We start from the raw sequence: 19,932 nt of genomic DNA, 5'->3' as shown, positions 1-19,932 counted from the left end.
GATTCCACTTATCTGAGGCGTTCAGCCGGTCTGCGCACCCCCTGATCGCCCTCTATGCGGAGGTGACTGTGTCGGCCGCTGCGCCCACCTCGCCCCGTCCGGCCACACCCCAGTCGGAAGCCCCTGACGACAAGCCGTCCTCTTCGGCCGGTCCCAAGGCCGGACGCCCTTCGGGGCGGAAGTCGCTGCGTCAGCGGTTCCGGCAGGACCGCATGCTTCTGCTGCTGTGTGTGCCGGGCCTGCTGTACTTCGCGTTGTTCTTCTACCTGCCGCTGGCCGGCAACGTGGTCGCCTTCCAGGACTACCAGCCGTTCCTCGGCTTCAAGGGAAGTCCGTTCGTCGGCCTCCAGAACTTCACGGACCTGCTCTCGCAGCCCGAGTTCTGGTCCGCCGTGCGCAACACGCTGGAGATCACCGTCCTCCAGCTGATCCTCTACTTCCCCGCCCCCATCGCACTGGCGCTCCTCCTCAACTCGCTCGTCGGCGAGAAGGTCAGGCGGCTCGTCCAGACCGTGGTCTACCTGCCCCACTTCCTCTCGTGGGTCGTGGTCGTGGCGATGTTCCAGCAGGTCTTCGGCGGTACCGGCACGGTCACCAGCCTGCTGCAGAACCACGGGCTCGCGGTCGGCAACATCATGAGCAACCCGGACACCTTCAAGGTGCTCGTGACCTCGGAGATGATCTGGAAGGACTGCGGCTACGGCGCGATCATCTTCCTCGCGGCGATGGCATCCATCGACATGTCGCAGTACGAGTCTGCGGCGATGGACGGCGCGGGCACCTGGCGGCGCATGTGGCACGTCACCCTGCCCGGCATCCGGCCGGTGATCATCATGATGCTCATCCTGCGCCTCGGCGACATCCTCTCCGTCGGCTTCGAGCAGATGCTGCTCCAGCGGGACGCGGTCGGACCTGATGCGTCGGAAGTGCTCGATACGTACGTGTATTACCACGGCGTCATCGACGGTGACTGGGGCATGAGTACGGCCGCAGGTCTGATGAAGGGGGTGATCGGCCTCGGGCTGATCATCGCCGCGAACAAACTGGCCCACCGCTTCGGTGAGCAGGGGGTCTACCGATGACCACGTCCAGCACCCCGAAATTCGCTCCGAAGCGGGAGAACTTCCTCGCCAAGCTGCGGTCCGGCGGCGACCGTCCGCCGTGGATGGAACGCCCCAGCTGGTTCGGCCAGGGCGCGAAGGCGCTGGCGCTCGCCCTGATCGTGGTCATGGTGACGTACCCGTTCCTGCTCGCCCTGGGCACCAGCCTGGCCGGGCAGAAGGAGCTGGAGGAGCGCGGCGGCTACGTGCTCATCCCGCACCACCCGACCTTCCAGGCGTACAACGTCCTGCTGCAGGGCGGGGTGGTGACACGGGCGACGCTCGTGAGCATCGGCATCACCCTGGTCGGTACCGCGCTCAGCCTGCTCTGCACGGTCACCCTCGCCTACGGTCTGTCGCGGCCCGGGATGCTGATGGGCCGGCCCATCCTGCTGATCGTGCTCGGTACGTTCCTCTTCGCGCCGGGCATCATCCCCACGTACCTCGTCGTCCAGCAGCTGGGCCTGCTCGACAGCTACGCGTCGTTGATCCTTCCCGTACTGCTCAACGTATTCAACGTCATTGTCGTGAGAGCGTTCTTCCAGGGAATTCCCACCGAACTGTACGAGGCCGCGCGTCTCGACGGTGCGGGCGAACTGGCCATTCTCTGGCGTATCGTGCTGCCGCTCTCCAAGGCCGTGATCGCGGTGGCGGGCCTCTTCTACGCGGTCAGCTACTGGAACAGCTTCTTCAACGCCCTGCTGTTCATGAACGATTCGGGCAAGTACCCGCTCCAGGTCATCCTGCGCTCGTACGTGGTCCAGGGCGAGACGATCAACGCCCACGCACTCGGTGTGAATGTGCTGCCGCCTTCGATCTCGCTCCAGATGGCCGTGCTGATCATCGCGCTCGTACCGATCCTGTGCGTCTATCCCTTCCTGCAGAAGCACTTCGCCAAGGGTGTTCTCACCGGCGCCGTCAAGGGCTGACCCGCCCGCAGATCTCGCCTTTCCTGTCCGTTCTGCCTTTCCTGTCCTTCCAGGAGAATCATGTCTTCTCAGCACGTCAACAGGCGTACGTTCCTCGGTGCCGCGGGCGTCGCCGGAATCGCCGTCACCGGAATGACCACCCTCACCGGCTGTTCCACCGGAACAGCCGCCGCGGGCAAGGGCGCCGAGGCGTTCACCAAGGTCAAGCTGCCGACCTTCGTCCCTGCGAAGGTCGCCGCGCCGGACCTGGCGGGCAGCGCCGAGGGCCTGGACGCCGCGTACCTCCGCTACCCGAAGAACCTGGTCAAGTCGGTTGCCACGCCCCCCGGTGACGGCTCCCCGATCACCGCGCTGACGGAGACCTTCACCACGCCGGCCCCCGCCATGGGCAAGAACGCGTACTGGAAGGAGCTCAACAAGCGGCTGGGCTCCGAGTTCAAGATGAACATCGTCGTGGAGACCACCGACGACAGCTACTCGTCCAAGTTCAACGCGGCGATAGCCGGCGGCGAAATCCCCGACATGGTGTGGATTCCGCCGAACCAGGGTCTGCGTCGCATTCCCGAGCTGCTCGAAGCGAAGTTCCAGGACCTCACCCCGCACCTCTCCGGTGACGCGGTCAAGAAGTACCCGAACCTCGCCAACCTCCCGGAATTCGCCTGGAAGACCGCCGTCATCAACGGCAAGATCTTCGGCGTTCCCGTGGCGTACGGCCGTATGGGCCAGGTGTACGTCACCAACGAGGACTTCTGGAAGCCGGTCGGCGGAGCCACCTTCTCCAGCGCGCAGGACTTCCTCGACAAGGGCAAGGAACTGCTCGACGTCAAGCGCAAGAAGTACGTGCTGGAGCCCGCCTACACGAACCATGTCGGCATGTACGCCCAGTGGTTCGGCGCTCCGTCCGGGTGGTCCGAGAAGGACGGCAAGCTGGTCCACCAGTTCGAGACCGACGAATTCCGTGAGGCCCTCGAATTCGGTGTGAAGGTGAGCAAGGCCGGGCTGTTCTGGCCGGACCCGAACCTCACCACCACCCGCGAGAAGATGGCGCAGGGCACCCTCGGCGCGTACGTCCAGTCCTTCCCGTCGTTCCTGGTGGACGTGAAGACGTACAGCTTCCCGTTCGGGATCATCATGCCGTTCGCCGCCAAGGCGGGTGTGACCCCGCACTTCTACTACGGGCTCGGCTCGGTCGGTTACACCGCGATCAACAAGAAGGCCGACAAGAAGCGGCTGGACATGCTGCTGAAGGTCCTGGACTACCTCGCCGCGCCCTTCGGCACGGAGGAGCGGCTGTTCCTCGACAACGGCATCGAGGGCACGCACTTCAAGCGCACCGCGAAGGGCGACGTCACGCTCACCGACAAGGGCAACGCGGAAGCCGTCACCACGGGCATGCCGGTGTCCTTCCTGGCCAACGCGCCGGAGTACCTCTACCTGCCGGGCCAGGCCGATCTGACGCGCCGTATCCACGACTGGCAGAAGAAGCTGATCGCGATGGCCGTGATCAACCCGACCGTCGGTCACTACTCCGACACCTACGCCAGCAAGGGCGCGTCCCTGACGCAGGGCGTGAACGACGGGATCAAGGACATCGTCGCGGGCCGCAAGCCGATCTCCGCGTACGACGGACTGGTGCGCACCTGGCGTTCCGGCGGCGGCGACAAGATCCGCCGCGAGTTCGAGAAGTCCATCGAGATGACCGGCAAGTGAGTACCCGTACAACCGCCGCCCCCGGGCGGCCGAGGAGCACCATGCAAGACCTCCGTATCGGCGTGATCGGCCTCGGCCTGCGCGCCAACCTGGCCGACGCGGCCCACCGCCCGGGTGCCGGGTCCGTCGTCGCGGCCGTCGCCGACACCGATCCCGCGGTGCGGGCCAAGGTGGCCGACCGGTTCACCGGAGCGGTCGCGGTCGAGGACTACCGCACGCTGCTCGACGACGCCACCATCGACGCGATCATCGTGGCCACCCCCGACGACACCCACGAGGCCGTCGCCTGCGACGCGTTGCGTTCGGGCAAGGCCGTGTACGTCGAGAAGCCGCTCGGCATCACCGTCGAGCAGTGCGACACGATCCTGCGCACCGCGTACGAGACGGGCACCCGGCTGTACGTCGGCCACAACATGCGGCACATGGGCGTGGTGCGGCTGATGCGCGACATCATCGCGCGCGGGGACATCGGTGAGCCCAAGACCGTGTGGGTACGGCACTTCGTGTCGTACGGCGGCGACTACTACTTCAAGGACTGGCACGCCGACCGCACCCGCACCACCGGGCTGCTGCTCCAGAAGGCCGCGCACGACATCGACGTGGTGCACTGGCTGGCCGACGGCTACACGCAGCGCGTCAACGCCATGGGCGACCTGATGATGTACGGCGACCTGCCGCGCCGGGAGCCGGGCACACCCCGTCCCGACGGCTGGCTGCGGGAGTTCGACTGGCCGCCGGCCACCCGCAAGGACCTCAACCACGTGGTGGACGTCGAGGACGTGTCCGTCATGAACATGCGGCTGGACAACGGTGTGATCGCCGCCTACCAGCAGTGTCACTTCAGCCCGGACTACTTCCGCAACTACACGGTCATCGGCACCGAAGGCCGGCTGGAGAACTTCGGTGACCGGCCGGGCGACGAGGTCAAGGTCTGGAACACCGGGCCGACCGGCTACCGGGCCGACGCCGACGCGGTCTACAAGGTGCCGGAGTCGAAGGGCTCGCACGGCGGGGCCGACGAGCGGATCATCACGGAGTTCTGCCGGTTCGCCCGGGAGGGCGGGGCGACCGACACGTCGCCGGTCGCCGCCCGGATGAGCGTGGCCGCCGGTGTGATGGCCACCCAGTCGCTGCGTGAGGGCGGTACGCCCTACGACGTGCCGCCGCTCGACCCGGAGCTGATCGCCTACTTCGCCGCGGGCCAGCAGCGGGACTGACGGTCTCGGCGATGACACGTGGCGGGCGGGGCCGCAGGGGCCCCGCCCGCCGTTCACACGGCGATGACCTCGACGCCCGCGTCGGTGAAGAGATCCGTCATCGACTGGCTGATGAAGCTGTCCGTGACCAGGATGTCCACCTGATCGGTGGTGCAGATCCTGGCGAAGGCGCGCATGCCGAGCTTCGTGGAGTCCGCCGCGACCACCACGCGCTCGGCACGCTCGCACAACAGCCGGTTGATGCCCGCCTCGTCCTCGTGGTGCGCCGCCGCTCCGTGCACCACGTCGAAGCCGTTCACCCCGAGGACGGCGGTGTCCATGGTGATCTGGCCGAGGACGCCGTTGGCGAGCGGCCCGGTGAGTTCGTACGACTGCGGGCGGGCCACTCCGCCGGTCACCACGATCTTGAACTGGGGCCGGATGGCGAGCTCGTTGGCGATGTTCAGCGCGTTGGTCACGACGGTGAGCGCCGGAGTTCCCGTCGACAGGTCGGGGCGGACGGCGAGCGCGCGGGCGACTTCCGTCGTCGTGGTGCCGCCGGTGAGGCCAACTGCCTCGCCCGCGGTGATCAGTTCGGCGACTGCCTGCGCGATACGCTGCTTCTCCGATGCGCGGCGTGCCGTCTTGTAGCGCAGCGGGAGTTCGTAACTGACGCCGTGCACGACGGCGCCACCACGGGTGCGCACCAGCATCTGCTGCTGGGCGAGTTGGTCGAAATCACGCCGGATGGTGGCGGCCGACACGTCGAGCGCGAGGGCGGCAGCCTCGACATCGAGACGGCCCTGTTCGACGAGCAGCTCAAGGAGTGCCTTCCAACGCGCGTCGCGGGACTGGGACATCTCTCGCACTCTCCTCTTCGGTGGAACGATGCGACCCTAACCCAGAATCGCATAGTGCTTGATTGTGCTTGAAACAACGCAGTATCTTGCAGAAATAAACATTGACCTGAGGGGTGGAATCCAGACATGAGCCATGTCCAGAACGAGCTGTCCAGTCAGCCCGAGTGCTGGGAGCGCGCTGCGGCGCTGGCCGGAAGCCAGGCGGCGGCTCTGCCGTCCGCCGGTGAGCGCGTCGCGATCGTCGGCTGCGGAACCTCGTGGTTCATGGGGCAGGCCGTGGCCGCGCTGCGCGAGGGGTCGGGCCAGGGCGAGACCGACGCCTTCGCGGCGTCCGAATTCCCCTTCAACCGCAGCTACGACCGCGTCATAGCGCTCAGCCGCTCGGGTACCACGACCGAGGTGCTCGAACTCCTCGCCAAGGTGCGCGGCACGTCCCGTACGACCGCGATCATCGGTGACCCCAAGACCCCCGCGATCGACGCCGCCGACGACGTCGTCGTCCTCGAATTCGCCGACGAGCAGTCCGTCGTCCAGACCCGGTTCGCCACCACCGCGCTCACGCTGCTCCGCGCCCACCTCGGCCTGCACACCGACGCCGTCGTGGCCGACGTGCGGACCGCGCTCGCCGAGCCGCTGCCCGAAGGGCTGGTCGACTGCTCGCAGTTCACCTTCCTCGGCCGCGGCTGGAGCAACGGCCTCGCGCAGGAGGCCGCGCTGAAGATGCGCGAGGCCTCGCTGTCCTGGACCGAGGCGTACCCCGCCATGGAGTACCGCCACGGCCCGATCAGCATCACCACCGAGGGCACCGCGACCTGGATGTTCGGCGAGACCCCCGAGGGCCTGGAGGAGCAGGTCCGCTCCACCGGCGGCATGTGGGTGGCCGGCGGTCTCGACCCGCTCGCCGAGCTCGTCCGGGCGCAGCGCCTGGCCGTCGCCATCGCGGCGGCCCGCGGTCTCGACCCGGACTCCCCGCGTCACCTCACCCGTTCCGTCATCCTCGACGAGGGCTGAGCGATGCCCCTCGCCGAGAGCGGGACGCTGGTCGCCGACGCCGCCGCCCGGCGCGGCGCGGTGGCCGCGTTCAACATCATCACGCTGGAGCACGCGGAGGCGGTGATCGCCGGGGCCGAGGCCGCCGGCGCCCCGGTCATCCTCCAGATCAGCGAGAACGCGGTGAAGTACCGGCAGGGGCAGCTGCTTCCGCTGGCGCGCGCCGCGGCCGAGGCGGCGCGGCTCGCGGCCGTGCCCGTCGCGCTGCACCTCGACCACGTGAAGAGCGACGCCCTGCTGCGGCAGGCGGCCGACGCCGGGTTCAGCTCGGTGATGTACGACGCCGCGCACCTCCCGTACGCGGAGAACCTGGCCGCGACCCGGAACGCCGCCGAGTGGGCGCACTCCCACGGGCTGTGGATCGAAGCCGAGTTGGGCGAGGTCGGTGGCAAGGACGGCGCCGCACCGCTGGACGCGCACGCACCGGGCGCGCGTACCGAGCCGGAGGAGGCCCGCGCGTTCGTGGCCGACTCCGGGGTGGACGCGCTGGCCGTGGCGATCGGCAGCTCGCACGCGATGACCTCGCGTACCGCCGTGCTCGACCACGACCTGCTCGGCCGGCTGCGGAAGGCCCTCGACGTACCGCTGGTGCTGCACGGCTCCTCCGGTGTGCCGGACGCCGAACTCTCCGCGGCCGTCACCGGCGGCATAGCCAAGGTCAACATAGGTACGGCCCTGAACATCGCGATGACCACCGCGATCCGGGAGGTCCTCACCGCCCGCCCCGAGGCGGTCGACTCGCGGACGTACCTCAAGGCCGGGCGGCAGGCGATGGCCGAGACGGTCACCGGGCTGATCACGCTGCTCGGAGCCGCGACCGCGGCGTAGTGCCGGGGCCGCGAACCGTTCAAGGGGTTCCGTGGACCGTGCCCTGAAGCGCCGGACGGGCTGATTCCGCAGCCCGTCCGGCCCTTCTTCAGTCCGTGCGGTGCTTGAGGGCAGCACGTCCGGCCGCGGTCCACAGCGCAGGGACCAGGGTGCCGGCCGCCGCCGCGACCGTCACCGTCAGCGCGATCACCGCGTACTGGGCCGGCGGCAGGTACGGAAGGGTGCCCGCCACCGACAGCCCGAACGCCACCAGCGGGACCGCCGCCACCACCGTGCCGATCAGCAGGCCCGCGACCGCGATCAGCGCCGTCTCCGCCATCAGCATCCGGACGAGCTGCGACCGCCGGGCGCCGATCAGACGCAGCAGGGCGAGTTCCGGGCGGCGCCCCACGGTGATCAGCACCAGTGTGCTGATCACGGAGAGCACCGTGAACCCGCCGATCACCCCCACACCGACCACCAGCAGCCCCTGCCGGTCGGGCGCGGGGACCGGCCGCACATCGGCCGCGGCCGTCGCACGGAGCCGGAACCCGGTGTACGGGGCGAGCGCGGCCCGCACCGCGTCCGCGTCCGACGTGACGTCGAGCGCCACCAGGATGTGATGGTCGCGCGGCGCCGACATGTGCGCGGCGAGCTGGTCGTGCGGGAGCAAGAAGTCGCCCACGCCCAGGGCGCGTTCGTAGACCGCCACCACCCGCAGCCGGGCCTCGGTTCCGTCGCCGTACCGCAGCCCCACGGTCGAGCCGGGACGGACGCCGAGTTCGTCCGCGCGGTCCTTGCCGACGGCCACGGTGTCCCGGCCCGTCAACCGCGCCGGATCACCGGCGGTCACCCCCGGATCGAGCAGCGAGGTCAGCCCCTCGGCCGTCACCCCCTGGACCGGTACGCGGTCCAGCACCGGGTCGCCCGCCGAACGGTGTGCCAGGACGACCGTGCTGTGCAGCACACCGGTGGCCGCCCGCACACCCGGTGCGTGCCGCACGGCCGTCGCCGCGCCCACCGGCAGCCCGGCGGGCGGCCCGTCGACGGTCAGACCGGCCCGCACCGCAGCCGCCGCACCGGCATCGGTGGCCCGCTCCAGCGTGGTGCCCGCCGACAGCTGTACGCAGACGAAGGCGACCACCAGCACGATCGGAGTCAGCGCCGCCCCCAGCCTGCGGGCGTGCGCGGTCAGCGCCGAGGCCGCGAGGAACCCGGCGGGCCCGCCCGAGCGGCGCAGCGGCGCGCCCAGGACCCGGGTGACCGTGCGGGCGATGGCCGGGCTGAGCAGCGCGACCGCGACGACCAGCCCGAGCACGGAGGTGGACGCGGCGGCAGCGGCGAGCTGGCCGCTCTGCAGCGTGGCCGTACCGGCCGCGCCGAACCCCACCACGGCCATCACCAGCCCGGCGCCCAGCCGGAACCGGCCCGGCTCGCCGGGCTCCGCCGACGCCGCCGAACTCATCGCCTCCGCGGGCCGCACGGCCGTCACGGCACGCGCCGCGAGCGCCGCGACCGGGCGCGCGGCGGCCACCACGAGCACGGCGGCGGCGAGCGGCGCGGCGAGGAACAGCCACGGCGGCGCGGGCAACGGCAGTGACGCAGAGGTGAGTTGGTGCCGCAGCAGCAGCCCCAGCGGCACGGACCCGACCGCCCCCGCGCCGGCCGCGGCCGGCGCCACCCGCATCACCTCGTGCCCGACGGCGGCCCTGAGCTGCCGGGGTGTCGCACCGACGGCCCGCAACAGGGCCAGTCCGGGCAGCCGCTGGTACACGGCCTGCGAGATCGTGGCGGCGATGACCAGCAGCGCGACCATCACCACGGTGGAGGCGATCGACGCCAGCAGGGCCAGCAGGTCGTCCCGGTCCCCGAGCGCGCCCAACTGCTCGGCCACGCCCCGGCCCGCACCGGTCAGGACCCGGAGCGAACCGTCGGGCAGCGCCGCGCGCAGCGAGTCGTGCAGCGCCCCGGTGGACACACCGGGCTCGGCGATCACGCCGACGGCGTCCACCGTGCCGGGGTGCCCGGCCAGCGCGCTCAGCCGGTGCTCCGTGAAGAAGACGGCGGGGGAGCCGGAACGGTGCGCGGAGGCCAGACCGGAGACGGTGTAGGGCCGCGCCGGTCCGTCGATCTGGAGCCGGACGGTGCCGCCGACCCGGACACCGTGCGCCAGCGCCGTGTCCAGCACCACCTCGTCCGGACCGGTGGGAGCACGGCCCGCCGTCAGTCCGTACGGAGTGAGCGCCGCCGAGGGCCAGGAGCGGCCCACCGCGGGACGCCCGCCCGGCAGGGTCAGCGGGACCGAGTCGTCCGCCACCGCGCGGGCCACCCCGTGGGCGCCCCGCACCTCGGCGAGTACCGCACGGCTGAGCCCGGCCCGCTCGGGCAGATACGCGGTCGCCGTCTTCGGCTTGCTGCCCCACGGTTTCGCCGTGTACGAGATCCGCTGGTTCGCCGCCACCACCGCGTCCGCCGCCCCGTACCGCTCCACCGGAGGCTGCGCCACCAGCAGCGATCCGATCACGAAGGCGAAGGCCCCCAGCAGGGTGCCCGCGAGCGCCACCGCGGCGAACACCGCGGCCCACGCCCGGCGGTGGACCTTGAGCGAGCGCGCGGCGAGGAAGACCGAGGCCCGCCGGATCCCCCGGCGCGTCTCCTTCGGCGTTCTCGTCCGCGGCGCTCCGTTCTCCGCTGTGCTGGTCACAGCAGCTTGCCGCCGTCCATCGTCAGGACGGTGTCCGCCCAGTTCGCGGCCGTGGGGTCGTGCGTGACCATGACGACCGTACGGCCGTCGGCCCGCACCGCGTCGCGCAGCAGACCGAGCACCAGGACCGCCGACTCCGGATCGAGCGAGGCCGTCGGCTCGTCCGCGAAGATCACGTCCGGGCCGGTGACCAACGCCCGTGCCACCGCGACCCGTTGCTGCTGGCCGCCCGAGAGCCGGTGGGGCGCGTCGGTGTCCCGGTCGGCGAGACCGACCCGCGCCAGCAGCCGCCTGCCGCGCTCCCGGATGCCGGGCGCGGAGGGATCCGCCCCGGCCAGCACCAGCGGAAGCACCACGTTCTCGCCGACACTCAGCGAGTCCACCAGATTCAGCGCGTGCGACTGGAAGACGAACCCGACCCTGTCCCTTCGCAGCCGTGTCAGGGCGGTCTCGCTCAGCGCCCCCAGATCCGTACCACCGATGCGTACCGTCCCCGAAGTCGGCCGGTCCAGGCCGGCGGCGCACTGCAGGAAGGTGGACTTGCCCGAACCCGACGGCCCCACCACCGCGGTGAAACTCCCCGCCGGGACCGTACAGCTGACCCCGTCGAGGGCCGCTGTCTCCCGACCGGCCCCCCGGCCGTAGACCCGGCTCACCGATTCCAGCGTCAGCATGTGCACCGCTCCTTCGCCCTACGTACATGTCCTGCGAAAACGGTAGGTACGGCGGGTGCGTGCGCGCCAGGGAGCGCGCTCCCGGACGGGGGTTCAGCCAGCTCCACCACGGAGGCGGGTGCGGACCGTAGCGCGCGTGGGCCGCCGGGCCCGTACCGTGGCGGATCATGAGCACCGCACCGGCCGACCGCACCCCGCTGACGGCGGCGATCCTGCGTGCCGGGGACGCCTCGCGCTACCTGCTCGTCGGGCTCGCGGTCGCGCTGGTCTGTTACGTGAGCCTCTTCGGGGTCGCCGCCGCGCTGCTCTTCGCCCTGATCGCCATCGGGCTGCCCGCCTGGCCCGAGGTGGTGAAGCTGCTGAGGAAGCTGGCGCAGGCCGAACGGCGGCGCGCGGCACGGCGGTTGGGGACTGCGGTGCCGGAACCCGCGCGGTACCTGCCGTTGGAGGGCGAGACCGCGGTGCGGGTACGGCTGGCCCTCACCGACCCGGCGACCTGGCGGATCGTGCGCTGGCTGGCCGTCCAGACGGTCCTCGGGATGATCTTCGGATACGCCACCCTGATCGTCTGGCCGGTGGCCCTGCTCGTGGACGGGATCCATCTGAGCGTCATGCACCTCGTCGACCGGCGCCGCACCGACGAGTACGGCACCGAACCCCCGGCACGCAGGGGCCTGGTGCTGCGGTGGCTGCCCGAACTCGCCGACCTGGCAGCCGCGTGGACCCGCGATCTGCTCAGGCCGGGGCCGCCGCCCACCGGGATGGCCGAGCGGATCACCCAGCTGACGGAGAGCCGGGCCGGGGCCGTCGAGGCGCACGGCGCCGAACTGCGCCGTATCGAACGGGACCTGCACGACGGGGCGCAGGCCAGGATCGTCGCACTCTCGATGCGGATCGGACTCGCCAAGCAACTGCTCGACCGCGACCCGGAAGTGGCGCGGCAACGACTCGACGAAGCACAGGACGGCGCCGAGGAGGCACTCGCCGAGCTGCGCCACGTCGTACGCGGCATCCACCCGCCGGTGCTCACCGACCGCGGACTGGCAGGCGCGGTACGGGCCCTGGCGGCCGGGGTGACCGTCCCCGTCGAGGCGGACCTCGACGGGGTCGACGACGGCCGCAGGCTGCCCGCCGCGATCGAGGCAGCCGCCTACTTCGTCGTCGCCGAGGCGCTCACCAACATCAGCAAGCACAGCGGGGCGACCACCGCGACGGTACGGATCGCCCGCGGACCGGGCGTGCTCCGGGTCCACATCGGCGACGACGGGTGCGGCGGCGCCGACGAGGGCGCCGGCAGCGGACTGGTGGGGATCAGACGGCGGGTCGCCGCGCTGGACGGCACCACCCGTATCGTCAGCCCCACCGGGGGGCCGACGGAGATCGAGGTGGAGCTGCCGTGCGCGTCGTGATCGCTGAGGACAATGCGCTGTTGCGGGAGGGGCTGACGCTGCTGCTGACGTCCTCGGGGCACGAGGTCGTCGCGGACGCGGCCACCGGGCCCGAGATCCTGCCCGCCCTGCTGGAACACCGCCCCGACGCGGCGGTCCTGGACGTACGGCTGCCGCCGTCGTTCCGCGACGAGGGGCTGCGGGCGGCGCTCGCCGCACGCGTGGAACTGCCCCGGCTGCCGATCCTGGTGCTCTCGCAGTACGTCGAGGAGACCTACGCGGCGGAGCTGCTGGCCCAGGGCGCGCAGGGCATCGGCTATCTGCTGAAGGACCGGGTGGGCCGGGTCGACCAGTTCCTCCAGGCCCTCGAACGGGTCGCCGCGGGAGGGACCGCGCTCGACCCGGAGGTGGTGACGCAACTGCTGACCAGGAAGTCGGCCGCGCGTCCGCTGCAGAGCCTCACCCCGCGCGAACGGGAGGTGCTGGAACACATGGCCCAGGGCAAGGCGAACGGCACCATCGCCGCTGAACTGACGGTCACCGAGCGGGCGGTGAGCAAACACATCGGCTCGATCTTCGCCAAGCTCGGACTGCCGCCGGACGACGGCTCGGTGCACCGGCGGGTACTGGCGGTACTGGCCTATCTGGAAGGGAACGCCCCGCAGTAGGTCCTGATCCGGCCCCGACGCCCGACGCCCGACGCCCGACGCCCGACGCCCGACGCCCGACGCCCGACGCCCGACGCCCGACGCCCGTCACCCCGGCCCCGATGCCCGTCCCCCGGCCCCGATGCCCGTCACCCCGGCCCCGGCGCCCGTGCCCCGGTCCGGCCGCTACTTCAGCCGGGCCACGGCCCACTTCGCCTCCTGGGCCAGCATGCCGAGGTTGCGGTGGGCGGACTTGCTCATCCCGGCGTGCAGCTCGCCGGCGACGGCCAGCGCTTCCGTGGCCACGGTCGCGAGCCCCGCCCCGGCCGCCGCGAGCGCGATCTCGAAGGACTCGGCGGTGACCAGCGTCCCCAGCCCGAGGCGCCGCCACGGCCGGTCGGACCCCTCCGCGTCAAGAATCTCCGGGACCCGCCGCAGCGTCTCCCAGGCGCCGGCCGGATCGCCCGAACGCCGCTGGAGCCCGGCGAGCCTGCGGTACGCCGAAGCCCGGTCCCAGGGCCGGTCCTGGAGCGAGGCGTATCCGGACTGGGCGCGTGCCGCCTGGAAGTGGTCGCCGAGCGCTTCGAGTTCGACGCTCAGTGCGCGCAGCAGATCGGCCTGCGGCCCGGTGTCGTCCAGGATGCGCAGCAGCGCCACCCGGGCCGCCTCGGTCCGGCCCTGCCGCGCGGCGAGCCGGATCCAGGTCAGCTCCGGCTCGCGCGCGGGGTCCTCGCCGTACAGCGCGCCGTCCACCCCGCGCGCCCACTCGGCCAGCGCCTCCGGCCGCTCCGGGAATCCGTCCGGACCCCACCGGAACGCGGGCTTCGCCGTCCGGACCTCGCCCAGCAGCGGCAGGTCCTCCGCGCGGCCGTGCAGAGCGACCAGGACCGCCGCGAGCCGCAGCTCCTCGCTGCGCTCCGGGTCGGCGGCCTCGGCCGCCAGCAGCCGCCGCAGCAGCGGCAGATCGCGGTCCTGCCGGTCGAACTGCGCGGCGCGCAGCACCGCGGCCCGCCGCCCGCCGTCCTGCTCCGCATCGGCCCAGCCCGCGGTCGACTCCCGCAGCAGGGCCAGGTCCGCCCGACCCGCCGCCAGGACCGTCTCCCGCAGTGGCGGGCGCGGATGCGGATCGAGCCGGGCGTAGGCAGGCCCCTCCGCGGAGTTGAGCAGCAGATGGTCCGGTTCGGTACGGAGCAGGGCCGTGTGCAGCCGGGTGATCAGTTCGACGGGGGAGCGGGCGGGAAAGCCGAGCGCGGCGCGCAGTTCGGCCCGCCGGGTATCCAGGTCCGGTATGTACGCACGGATCTCCGCCTCCGCACCGGCCACCGCCGCCAGCAGCTGATCCGCGTCCGCGGTGGGGGAGAGATGCAGCAGACCGTGCCAGCCGGGCAGCCCGACCAGCACCTCCAGCGCCTCGTCCAGACTGTCGCCGATCAGCCCGGCCTCACCCTCGGACGAGGCGTAGAGCACAGGTCCGCCGCCGCACACGAAGTACGTACCCCCGGTGCCGTCACCGGCCACCGGCTCCAGCGAGGCCCCCGACGCCAGCCGGACCGCCTCGACGTGCTCGGCCCTGGACAGGTCGAATTCGAACGGGTAGGCAGCCACGTCGGCCAGCGCGGGCTGGGCCCTCAGGAGGTCGATGGCACGTCCGTAAACCGTCATAGGGGAAACGTAACAGCCATGTCGGACATGACCCTCACGCCGGTTGCAACAGGTCCCACCGGTTCCCGTACCGGCGGTATTCGGTCGAGCACGCGACGCCCGAGGCGGGAGAGGCATCCGCAGGAGTGCCCCCGGGAGGGACAATGCCTCCATGACTCCGCCGACTCCGCAGCACCTCCTGGACCGTGCCCGGCGGCTCGCCGGTACCGGAGAACGGCGGATCCTCGGCATCGCGGGCCCGCCCGGCGCCGGGAAGTCCACCCTCGCCGCCCGGCTCGTCGAGGCGCTCGAAGGCCGCGCCGTGCTCGTCCCGATGGACGGGTTCCACCTCGCCGGAACCGAACTGCGCCGCCTCGGCCGCGCCGACCGCAAGGGTGCCCCGGACACCTTCGACGAGGCCGGGTACGTGGCCCTGCTCACCCGGCTGCGGACGCCCGACGGCGACACCGTGTACGCCCCCGCCTTCGACCGGGCGCTGGAGGAGCCGGTCGCCGGATCGGTCGCGGTGCCGCCCGACGTGCCGCTCGTCGTCACCGAGGGGAACTACCTGCTGCACTGGCCGCGCGCGCGTGCCCTGCTCGACGAGGCGTGGTTCCTGGCCCCCGACAGCGACGAGCGCGTCCGCCGGCTCGTCGCACGGCACATCGCGCACGGCAGGAGCCGCGAGGCGGCCGAGGCCTGGGTGCACCGCTCGGACGAGGCCAACACCCGGACCGTCGAGCGCACCAGGGACCGGGCCGACCTGATCGTGTCGCATCTCTGAACGGCGCCCGGCAGGATGGGGCCATGCCCACCGAACCCGTACCGTTCACCGCCGACGACTACCGCGCCCGGATGGCCCGTGCCGCACGGAGCGCCGCGGACGCCGGACTCGCCGGAGTGCTCGTCGCCCCCGGCCCCGACCTCGTCCACCTCACCGGCTACCGGCCGACCGCGGCCACCGAGCGGCTGACCATGCTGGTCCTCGCAGCGGGCCAGGACCCGGTCCTCGTCGTACCGACGCTGGAGGCCGCGGACGCCGAGCACGCCGTCGGCGCGCCCGCCCTCACCCTGCTGGACTGGACCGACGGCAAGGACCCCTACGCGCTCACCGCGTCGCTGCTCGGCGCGGACGGCCGGTTCGCGGTCAGCGACAACGGCTGGGCGATGCACCTGCTGGGGCTCCAGCGGACCCTGCCCGACAGTTCCTACGTGTCGCTGACCGAGGCCCTGCCGATGCTGCGCGCCGTGAAGGACGCGCCGGAACTGGAGCGCCTCGAAGCGGCGGGAGCGGCGGCCGACGCGACGTACGGGGAGATCCTCGAGGTCCGCTTCTCCGGACGCCGGGAGACGGACATCGCCGCCGAACTGGCCGCGCTGCTCCGGGAGTTCGGCCACTCCCAGGTGGACTTCACGGTCGTCGGGTCCGGCCCCAACGGCGCCAACCCGCACCACGAGGCGGGCGAGCGGGTCATCGAGGCCGGCGACATGGTCGTACTCGACTTCGGTGGCCTCAAGCACGGCTACGGCTCCGACACCTCCCGTACGGTGCACGTCGGCGAGCCGAGCGTCGCCGAGCAGCGGGTGCACGACGTCGTACGCGAGGCGCAGCAGGCCGGCTGCGACGCCGTACGGCCGGGCGCCGCCTGCCAGGACATCGACCGGGCGGCCCGCGCGGTCATCACCGATGCCGGTTACGGCGAGCAGTTCATCCACCGCACCGGTCACGGCATCGGTGTCACCACGCACGAGCCGCCGTACATGATCGAGGGCGAGGAGCAGCCGCTGGTCCCCGGCATGTGCTTCTCCGTCGAGCCGGGCATCTATCTCCCCGGCCGCTTCGGCGTACGGATCGAGGACATCGTCACGGTCACCGAGGACGGCGGGCGGCGGCTGAACACCACCCGCCGCGAGATGGCGATCGTCGAGTAGGCGAGCAGCCCCCGCCCGCCGTCCTCATGAATCGGCGATCACCACACAGGACTCGGGCGGCAACAGCAGCACCCCGTCGGCGCCCGGCGGCCGGACCGGCTCCCAGGACGCCAGGATCCGGCCATCGCGCCCGTTCAGCGGGATGTGCGCGGGCTCCTTGCCGAGGTTGACGGCGATCCGGAGATCGCCCCTGCGCAGCGCCAGCCAGCGCGCGTCCTCGTCGTGGGCGACCCTGACGGACGCCAGGTCCGCGTCGACCAGATCGGGCTGGGTACGGCGCAGCGCGACCAGTTCGCGGTACCAGTCGAGCAGCCGTGCGTGGTGCCCGCCCGCCGGCTCCGACCAGTCCAGGCAGGAGCGTTCCCGGGTGGCCGGGGACTGCGGGTCGGGGATGTCGTCCGCAGCCCACCCGTGTGCGGCGAACTCCCGGCGCCGGCCGCCCCGTACGGCCTCGGCGAGTTCCGGATCCGAGTGGTCGGTGAAGAACTGCCAGGGGGTGTCCGCCCCCCACTCCTCGCCCATGAACAGCATCGGGGTGAAGGGCCCGGTGAGCACCAGTGTCGCCGCGCACGCCAGCAGGCCGGGTGACAGGGTGGCCGAGAGCCGGTCGCCGAGCGCGCGGTTGCCGATCTGGTCATGGGTCTGGGCGTAGCCGAGGAAGCGGTGCGCCGGAGTCGTCGCGCGGGGCACCGGGCGGCCGTGCGTCCGGCCGCGGAAGGTCGAGTACGTACCGTCGTGGAAGAAGACGCGGGTCAGCGTCTTGGCGAGGGCGGCCAGCGGCGCTTGCGCGAAGTCGGCGTAGTAGCCGTGGGATTCACCGGTCAGCGCGGTGTGCAGGGCGTGGTGGAAGTCGTCGTTCCACTGGGCGTGCACCCCGAGACCGCCCGCCGCGCGCGGTGTCGTCGTCCGCGGATCGCACAGATCGGACTCGGCGATCAGGAAGAGCGGCCGGTCCTGCTCGGCCGCGAGGACGTCGGTGGCCGCTGACAGTTCCTCCAGGAAGGTCAGCGCCCGGGTGTCGGCGAGCGCGTGGACCGCGTCCAGCCGCAGCCCGTCCAGCCGGTAGTCCCGCAGCCAGGCCAGCGCGCTCCCCAGCAGATAGGCGCGGACCTCGTCGGAACCGGGTGCGTCGAGATTGACCGCCGCGCCCCACGGGGTGTGATGGGCCTCCGTGAAGTAGGGACCGAAGGCGGGCAGGTAGTTGCCGGAGGGGCCCAGGTGGTTGTGGACCACGTCGAGGACGACTCCCAGCCCGTGCGCGTGGGCCGCGTCGACGAAGCGCTTCAGCCCCTGCGGGCCGCCGTACGGCTCGTGCACCGCCCACAGCGAGACCCCCTCGTACCCCCAGCCGTGCCGTCCGGGGAAGGGGCAGACGGGCATCAGCTCGATGTGGGTGATCCCCAGCCGGGCGAGGTGAGCCAGCCGCTGCGCGGCGGCGTCGAAGGTCCCTTCGGGGGTGTACGTGCCGATGTGCAGCTCGTACAGCACGGCCCCCGGCAGCCGCCTGCCGGTCCACTCCTCCCGCCACCGGTACGTGTCGTGGTCGACGACCGCGCTGAGGCCGTCCGGTCCTGCTGGCTGACGGCGCGAGCGCGGGTCGGGCAGCACCGGACCGCCGTCCAGCGAGAAGCCGTAGTGGTCGCCGTCCGCGGCGTCCGCCGTGACGGTCCACCAGCCGTCCCGCAGCGGATCGCGCTCCATCGCCGCATCCTGACCGGCCAACTGGAGCGTGACCTGCTCCTTCTCCGGTGCCCACACCTCGAACAGCACAGAGTCCCCCTCGTCGTCGGAACCGCGACCGGTCGGCTGACTCTCATCTTGGCAAGATCAGGGGCTGGAGCGAGCGCACTCGGGCCATTAGGGTCGCGATCCATGAAGATTCCGTCGTTGCCCACCTTCCCGCCCGGCTTCCTCTGGGGCGCGTCCGCCTCCGCCTTCCAGACCGAAGGCGCGGCCAGAGCAGACGGGAAGGGTCCATCCGGCTGGGACGCCTTCGCCGCACAGCCGGGCCGGATCAAGGACGGCGGGGACGGAACGCGCGGCACCGGCTTCTACGAGCGGTACCGCGAGGACGTGGCCCTGCTCGCCGGACTCGGCGCCGGGGCCTTCCGCTTCTCCGTGAGCTGGCCGCGCGTCGTCCCCGACGGCACGGGCGCCGTCAACGCCGCCGGGCTCGACTTCTACGACCGGCTCGTCGACGACCTGTGCGCGCACGGCATCACGCCCGCGCCGACCCTCTACCACTGGGACACCCCGCTGGCCCTGGAGGAGCGGGGCGGCTGGCTCGACCGGGACACGGCGTACCGTTTCGCCGACTACGCGGGCATCGTCGCCGAACGCCTCGGCGACCGGGTCCCGATGTGGATCACCATCAACGAACCGGCCGAGGTGACACTCCTCGGCTATGCGCTGGGCGAGCACGCCCCCGGCAAGAAGATGCTCTTCGACGCGCTGCCCGCGGCCCACCACCAGCTGCTCGCCCACGGGCTCGCCGTCCGCGCGCTGCGTGCGGCAGGCGCGTCGGACATCGGCATCGCCGTCTCGCACACCCCCGTCTGGACGGCGGGCGACAGCGAGGAGGACCGGTTCGGTGCCGAGCTGTACGACACGGTCTCCAACTGGCTGTTCGCCGACCCGCTCCTCACCGGCGCCTACCCCGACGAGAACTTCGCCGCACTGATGCCGGGCCCGGTCGCGGAGGACCTGGAGATCATCTCGACACCGCTCGACTGGTACGGGGTCAACTACTACAACCCCACCCTGGTCGGCGCGCCCGCCCCGCAGGCACTCGACTCCTTCGCCGGATTCGACATACCGTCCGAACTCCCCTTCGGCATAAGGGAGATCGAGGGCTACGACCGGACCGACTTCGGCTGGCCGGTGGTCCCCGACGGGCTGCGCGAGATGCTCATCCAGCTGGAGAGCCGCTACGGCGACCGGCTGCCGCCGCTCTACATCACCGAGAACGGCTGCAGCTACGACGGCATCGAGGACCCCCGCAGGATCGCCTTCCTCGACGGCCATCTGCGCTCCCTGCACACCGCCATGTCCGAAGGCGTCGACGTCCGCGGCTACTTCACCTGGTCGCTCACCGACAACTTCGAGTGGATCGAGGGGAACGCCCAGCGCTTCGGCCTGGTCCACGTCGACTACGAGACGATGCGGCGCACCCCCAAGGACTCCTACCACTGGTACCGCGAGGTGATCCGCGGTTCGAAGTCCTGAGACCCACATGGGGGGGTGGACGAAGCCGCCCCCCCATGTGCCGGCCGGTCCAGGACAGGTCCTAAGCGC

Annotated in this window: 16 protein-coding genes; 11 read left to right on the top strand and 5 right to left on the bottom strand. The window is 71.6% G+C overall.

All coding sequences use genetic code 11. From position 1 onward, the window contains the following. Positions 1-212: 212 nt before the first annotated feature. Genes NBY69_RS32875 through NBY69_RS32860 form a run of 4 tightly spaced genes read left to right on the top strand, consistent with a single transcriptional unit; the run spans position 213 to position 4,956 of the window. Positions 213-1,082: an ABC transporter permease gene (locus NBY69_RS32875; protein ID WP_374211366.1), complete on the top strand. Its 870-nt coding sequence runs from the start codon at positions 213-215 to the stop codon at positions 1,080-1,082. Continuing rightward, on the top strand, positions 1,079-2,029 hold the full coding sequence (locus NBY69_RS32870) for a carbohydrate ABC transporter permease (protein ID WP_250305618.1): 951 nt from the start codon (positions 1,079-1,081) through the stop codon (positions 2,027-2,029). Before NBY69_RS32875 ends, NBY69_RS32870 begins: the two co-directional genes overlap by 4 nt. Positions 2,030-2,089: 60 nt before the next feature. Next, complete coding sequence (locus NBY69_RS32865; RefSeq protein WP_250305617.1) at positions 2,090-3,739, top strand: extracellular solute-binding protein; 1,650 nt, start codon at positions 2,090-2,092, stop codon at positions 3,737-3,739. A 41-nt stretch (positions 3,740-3,780) separates the two neighbouring features. Further along, on the top strand, positions 3,781-4,956 hold the full coding sequence (locus tag NBY69_RS32860; protein ID WP_250305616.1) for a Gfo/Idh/MocA family protein: 1,176 nt from the start codon (positions 3,781-3,783) through the stop codon (positions 4,954-4,956). A 53-nt stretch (positions 4,957-5,009) separates the two neighbouring features. On the opposite strand, the gene NBY69_RS32855 is transcribed toward NBY69_RS32860, so the two are convergent. Beyond that, complete coding sequence (locus tag NBY69_RS32855; protein ID WP_250305615.1) at positions 5,010-5,795, bottom strand: DeoR/GlpR family DNA-binding transcription regulator; 786 nt, start codon at positions 5,793-5,795, stop codon at positions 5,010-5,012. A 126-nt stretch (positions 5,796-5,921) separates the two neighbouring features. Between NBY69_RS32855 and NBY69_RS32850 the strand changes: the two genes are divergently transcribed. Continuing rightward, positions 5,922-6,806, top strand: a complete 885-nt coding sequence (locus tag NBY69_RS32850) for an SIS domain-containing protein (RefSeq protein ID WP_250305614.1) — start codon at positions 5,922-5,924, stop codon at positions 6,804-6,806. Between the two features lie 3 nt (positions 6,807-6,809). Further along, positions 6,810-7,673: a class II fructose-bisphosphate aldolase gene (locus NBY69_RS32845; RefSeq protein WP_250305613.1), complete on the top strand. Its 864-nt coding sequence runs from the start codon at positions 6,810-6,812 to the stop codon at positions 7,671-7,673. 88 nt (positions 7,674-7,761) lie between these two features. On the opposite strand, the gene NBY69_RS32840 is transcribed toward NBY69_RS32845, so the two are convergent. Together NBY69_RS32840 and NBY69_RS32835 are read right to left on the bottom strand one after the other, a co-directional pair. Continuing rightward, the gene (locus tag NBY69_RS32840) at positions 7,762-10,356 is read right to left on the bottom strand and encodes an ABC transporter permease (RefSeq protein ID WP_250305612.1); all 2,595 of its coding nucleotides are present in this window, start codon (positions 10,354-10,356) and stop codon (positions 7,762-7,764) included. Then, a complete protein-coding gene (locus NBY69_RS32835; protein ID WP_250305611.1) occupies positions 10,353-11,030 on the bottom strand; it encodes an ABC transporter ATP-binding protein in 678 nt (225 codons plus the stop codon). Before NBY69_RS32835 ends, NBY69_RS32840 begins: the two co-directional genes overlap by 4 nt. Before the next feature lie 167 nt (positions 11,031-11,197). Here NBY69_RS32835 and NBY69_RS32830 point away from each other — a divergent pair, with 167 nt between their 5' ends. Continuing rightward, a complete protein-coding gene (locus tag NBY69_RS32830; protein WP_250305610.1) occupies positions 11,198-12,439 on the top strand; it encodes a sensor histidine kinase in 1,242 nt (413 codons plus the stop codon). After that, complete coding sequence (locus NBY69_RS32825) at positions 12,427-13,086, top strand: response regulator transcription factor (protein WP_250305609.1); 660 nt, start codon at positions 12,427-12,429, stop codon at positions 13,084-13,086. The genes NBY69_RS32830 and NBY69_RS32825 overlap by 13 nt, the downstream gene beginning before the upstream one ends. Before the next feature lie 165 nt (positions 13,087-13,251). Here NBY69_RS32825 and NBY69_RS32820 read toward each other — a convergent pair whose 3' ends face one another. Next, positions 13,252-14,727, bottom strand: a complete 1,476-nt coding sequence (locus tag NBY69_RS32820; RefSeq protein WP_250305608.1) for a hypothetical protein — start codon at positions 14,725-14,727, stop codon at positions 13,252-13,254. A gap of 151 nt (positions 14,728-14,878) precedes the next feature. On the opposite strand from NBY69_RS32820, the gene NBY69_RS32815 reads away from it, so the two are divergent. Together NBY69_RS32815 and NBY69_RS32810 are read left to right on the top strand one after the other, a co-directional pair. Beyond that, positions 14,879-15,490 carry a nucleoside/nucleotide kinase family protein gene (locus NBY69_RS32815; protein WP_250305607.1) on the top strand — a complete coding sequence of 204 codons (612 nt, stop codon included), beginning with the start codon at positions 14,879-14,881 and terminating at the stop codon, positions 15,488-15,490. A gap of 23 nt (positions 15,491-15,513) precedes the next feature. Beyond that, on the top strand, positions 15,514-16,638 hold the full coding sequence (locus NBY69_RS32810) for an aminopeptidase P family protein (RefSeq protein ID WP_250305606.1): 1,125 nt from the start codon (positions 15,514-15,516) through the stop codon (positions 16,636-16,638). A gap of 24 nt (positions 16,639-16,662) precedes the next feature. On the opposite strand, the gene treZ is transcribed toward NBY69_RS32810, so the two are convergent. Next, the gene (gene treZ / locus NBY69_RS32805) at positions 16,663-18,408 is read right to left on the bottom strand and encodes a malto-oligosyltrehalose trehalohydrolase (RefSeq protein WP_250305605.1); all 1,746 of its coding nucleotides are present in this window, start codon (positions 18,406-18,408) and stop codon (positions 16,663-16,665) included. A gap of 102 nt (positions 18,409-18,510) precedes the next feature. On the opposite strand from treZ, the gene NBY69_RS32800 reads away from it, so the two are divergent. Next, positions 18,511-19,863 carry a GH1 family beta-glucosidase gene (locus tag NBY69_RS32800; RefSeq protein WP_250305604.1) on the top strand — a complete coding sequence of 451 codons (1,353 nt, stop codon included), beginning with the start codon at positions 18,511-18,513 and terminating at the stop codon, positions 19,861-19,863. The last annotated feature ends 69 nt before the right edge of the window (positions 19,864-19,932 follow it).

Source organism: Streptomyces sp. A 4/2, assembly GCF_940670765.1.
Classification (GTDB): Bacteria; Actinomycetota; Actinomycetes; order Streptomycetales; family Streptomycetaceae; genus Streptomyces.
The sequence above is the reverse complement of the archived record's forward strand: the minus strand, read 5'-3'. Positions and strand labels throughout refer to the sequence as shown.

Coding starts and splice junctions, on each gene's coding strand:
- NBY69_RS32870 (WP_250305618.1), top strand. CDS start 1,079: ATGACCACGTCCAGCACCCCGAAATTCGCTCCGAAGCGGGAGAACTTC.
- NBY69_RS32820 (WP_250305608.1), bottom strand. CDS start 14,727: ATGACGGTTTACGGACGTGCCATCGACCTCCTGAGGGCCCAGCCCGCG.
- NBY69_RS32815 (WP_250305607.1), top strand. CDS start 14,879: ATGACTCCGCCGACTCCGCAGCACCTCCTGGACCGTGCCCGGCGGCTC.
- NBY69_RS32855 (WP_250305615.1), bottom strand. CDS start 5,795: ATGTCCCAGTCCCGCGACGCGCGTTGGAAGGCACTCCTTGAGCTGCTC.
- NBY69_RS32810 (WP_250305606.1), top strand. CDS start 15,514: ATGCCCACCGAACCCGTACCGTTCACCGCCGACGACTACCGCGCCCGG.
- NBY69_RS32865 (WP_250305617.1), top strand. CDS start 2,090: ATGTCTTCTCAGCACGTCAACAGGCGTACGTTCCTCGGTGCCGCGGGC.
- NBY69_RS32830 (WP_250305610.1), top strand. CDS start 11,198: ATGAGCACCGCACCGGCCGACCGCACCCCGCTGACGGCGGCGATCCTG.
- NBY69_RS32845 (WP_250305613.1), top strand. CDS start 6,810: ATGCCCCTCGCCGAGAGCGGGACGCTGGTCGCCGACGCCGCCGCCCGG.
- NBY69_RS32860 (WP_250305616.1), top strand. CDS start 3,781: ATGCAAGACCTCCGTATCGGCGTGATCGGCCTCGGCCTGCGCGCCAAC.
- NBY69_RS32850 (WP_250305614.1), top strand. CDS start 5,922: ATGAGCCATGTCCAGAACGAGCTGTCCAGTCAGCCCGAGTGCTGGGAG.
- NBY69_RS32875 (WP_374211366.1), top strand. CDS start 213: ATGCTTCTGCTGCTGTGTGTGCCGGGCCTGCTGTACTTCGCGTTGTTC.
- NBY69_RS32835 (WP_250305611.1), bottom strand. CDS start 11,030: ATGCTGACGCTGGAATCGGTGAGCCGGGTCTACGGCCGGGGGGCCGGT.
- NBY69_RS32800 (WP_250305604.1), top strand. CDS start 18,511: ATGAAGATTCCGTCGTTGCCCACCTTCCCGCCCGGCTTCCTCTGGGGC.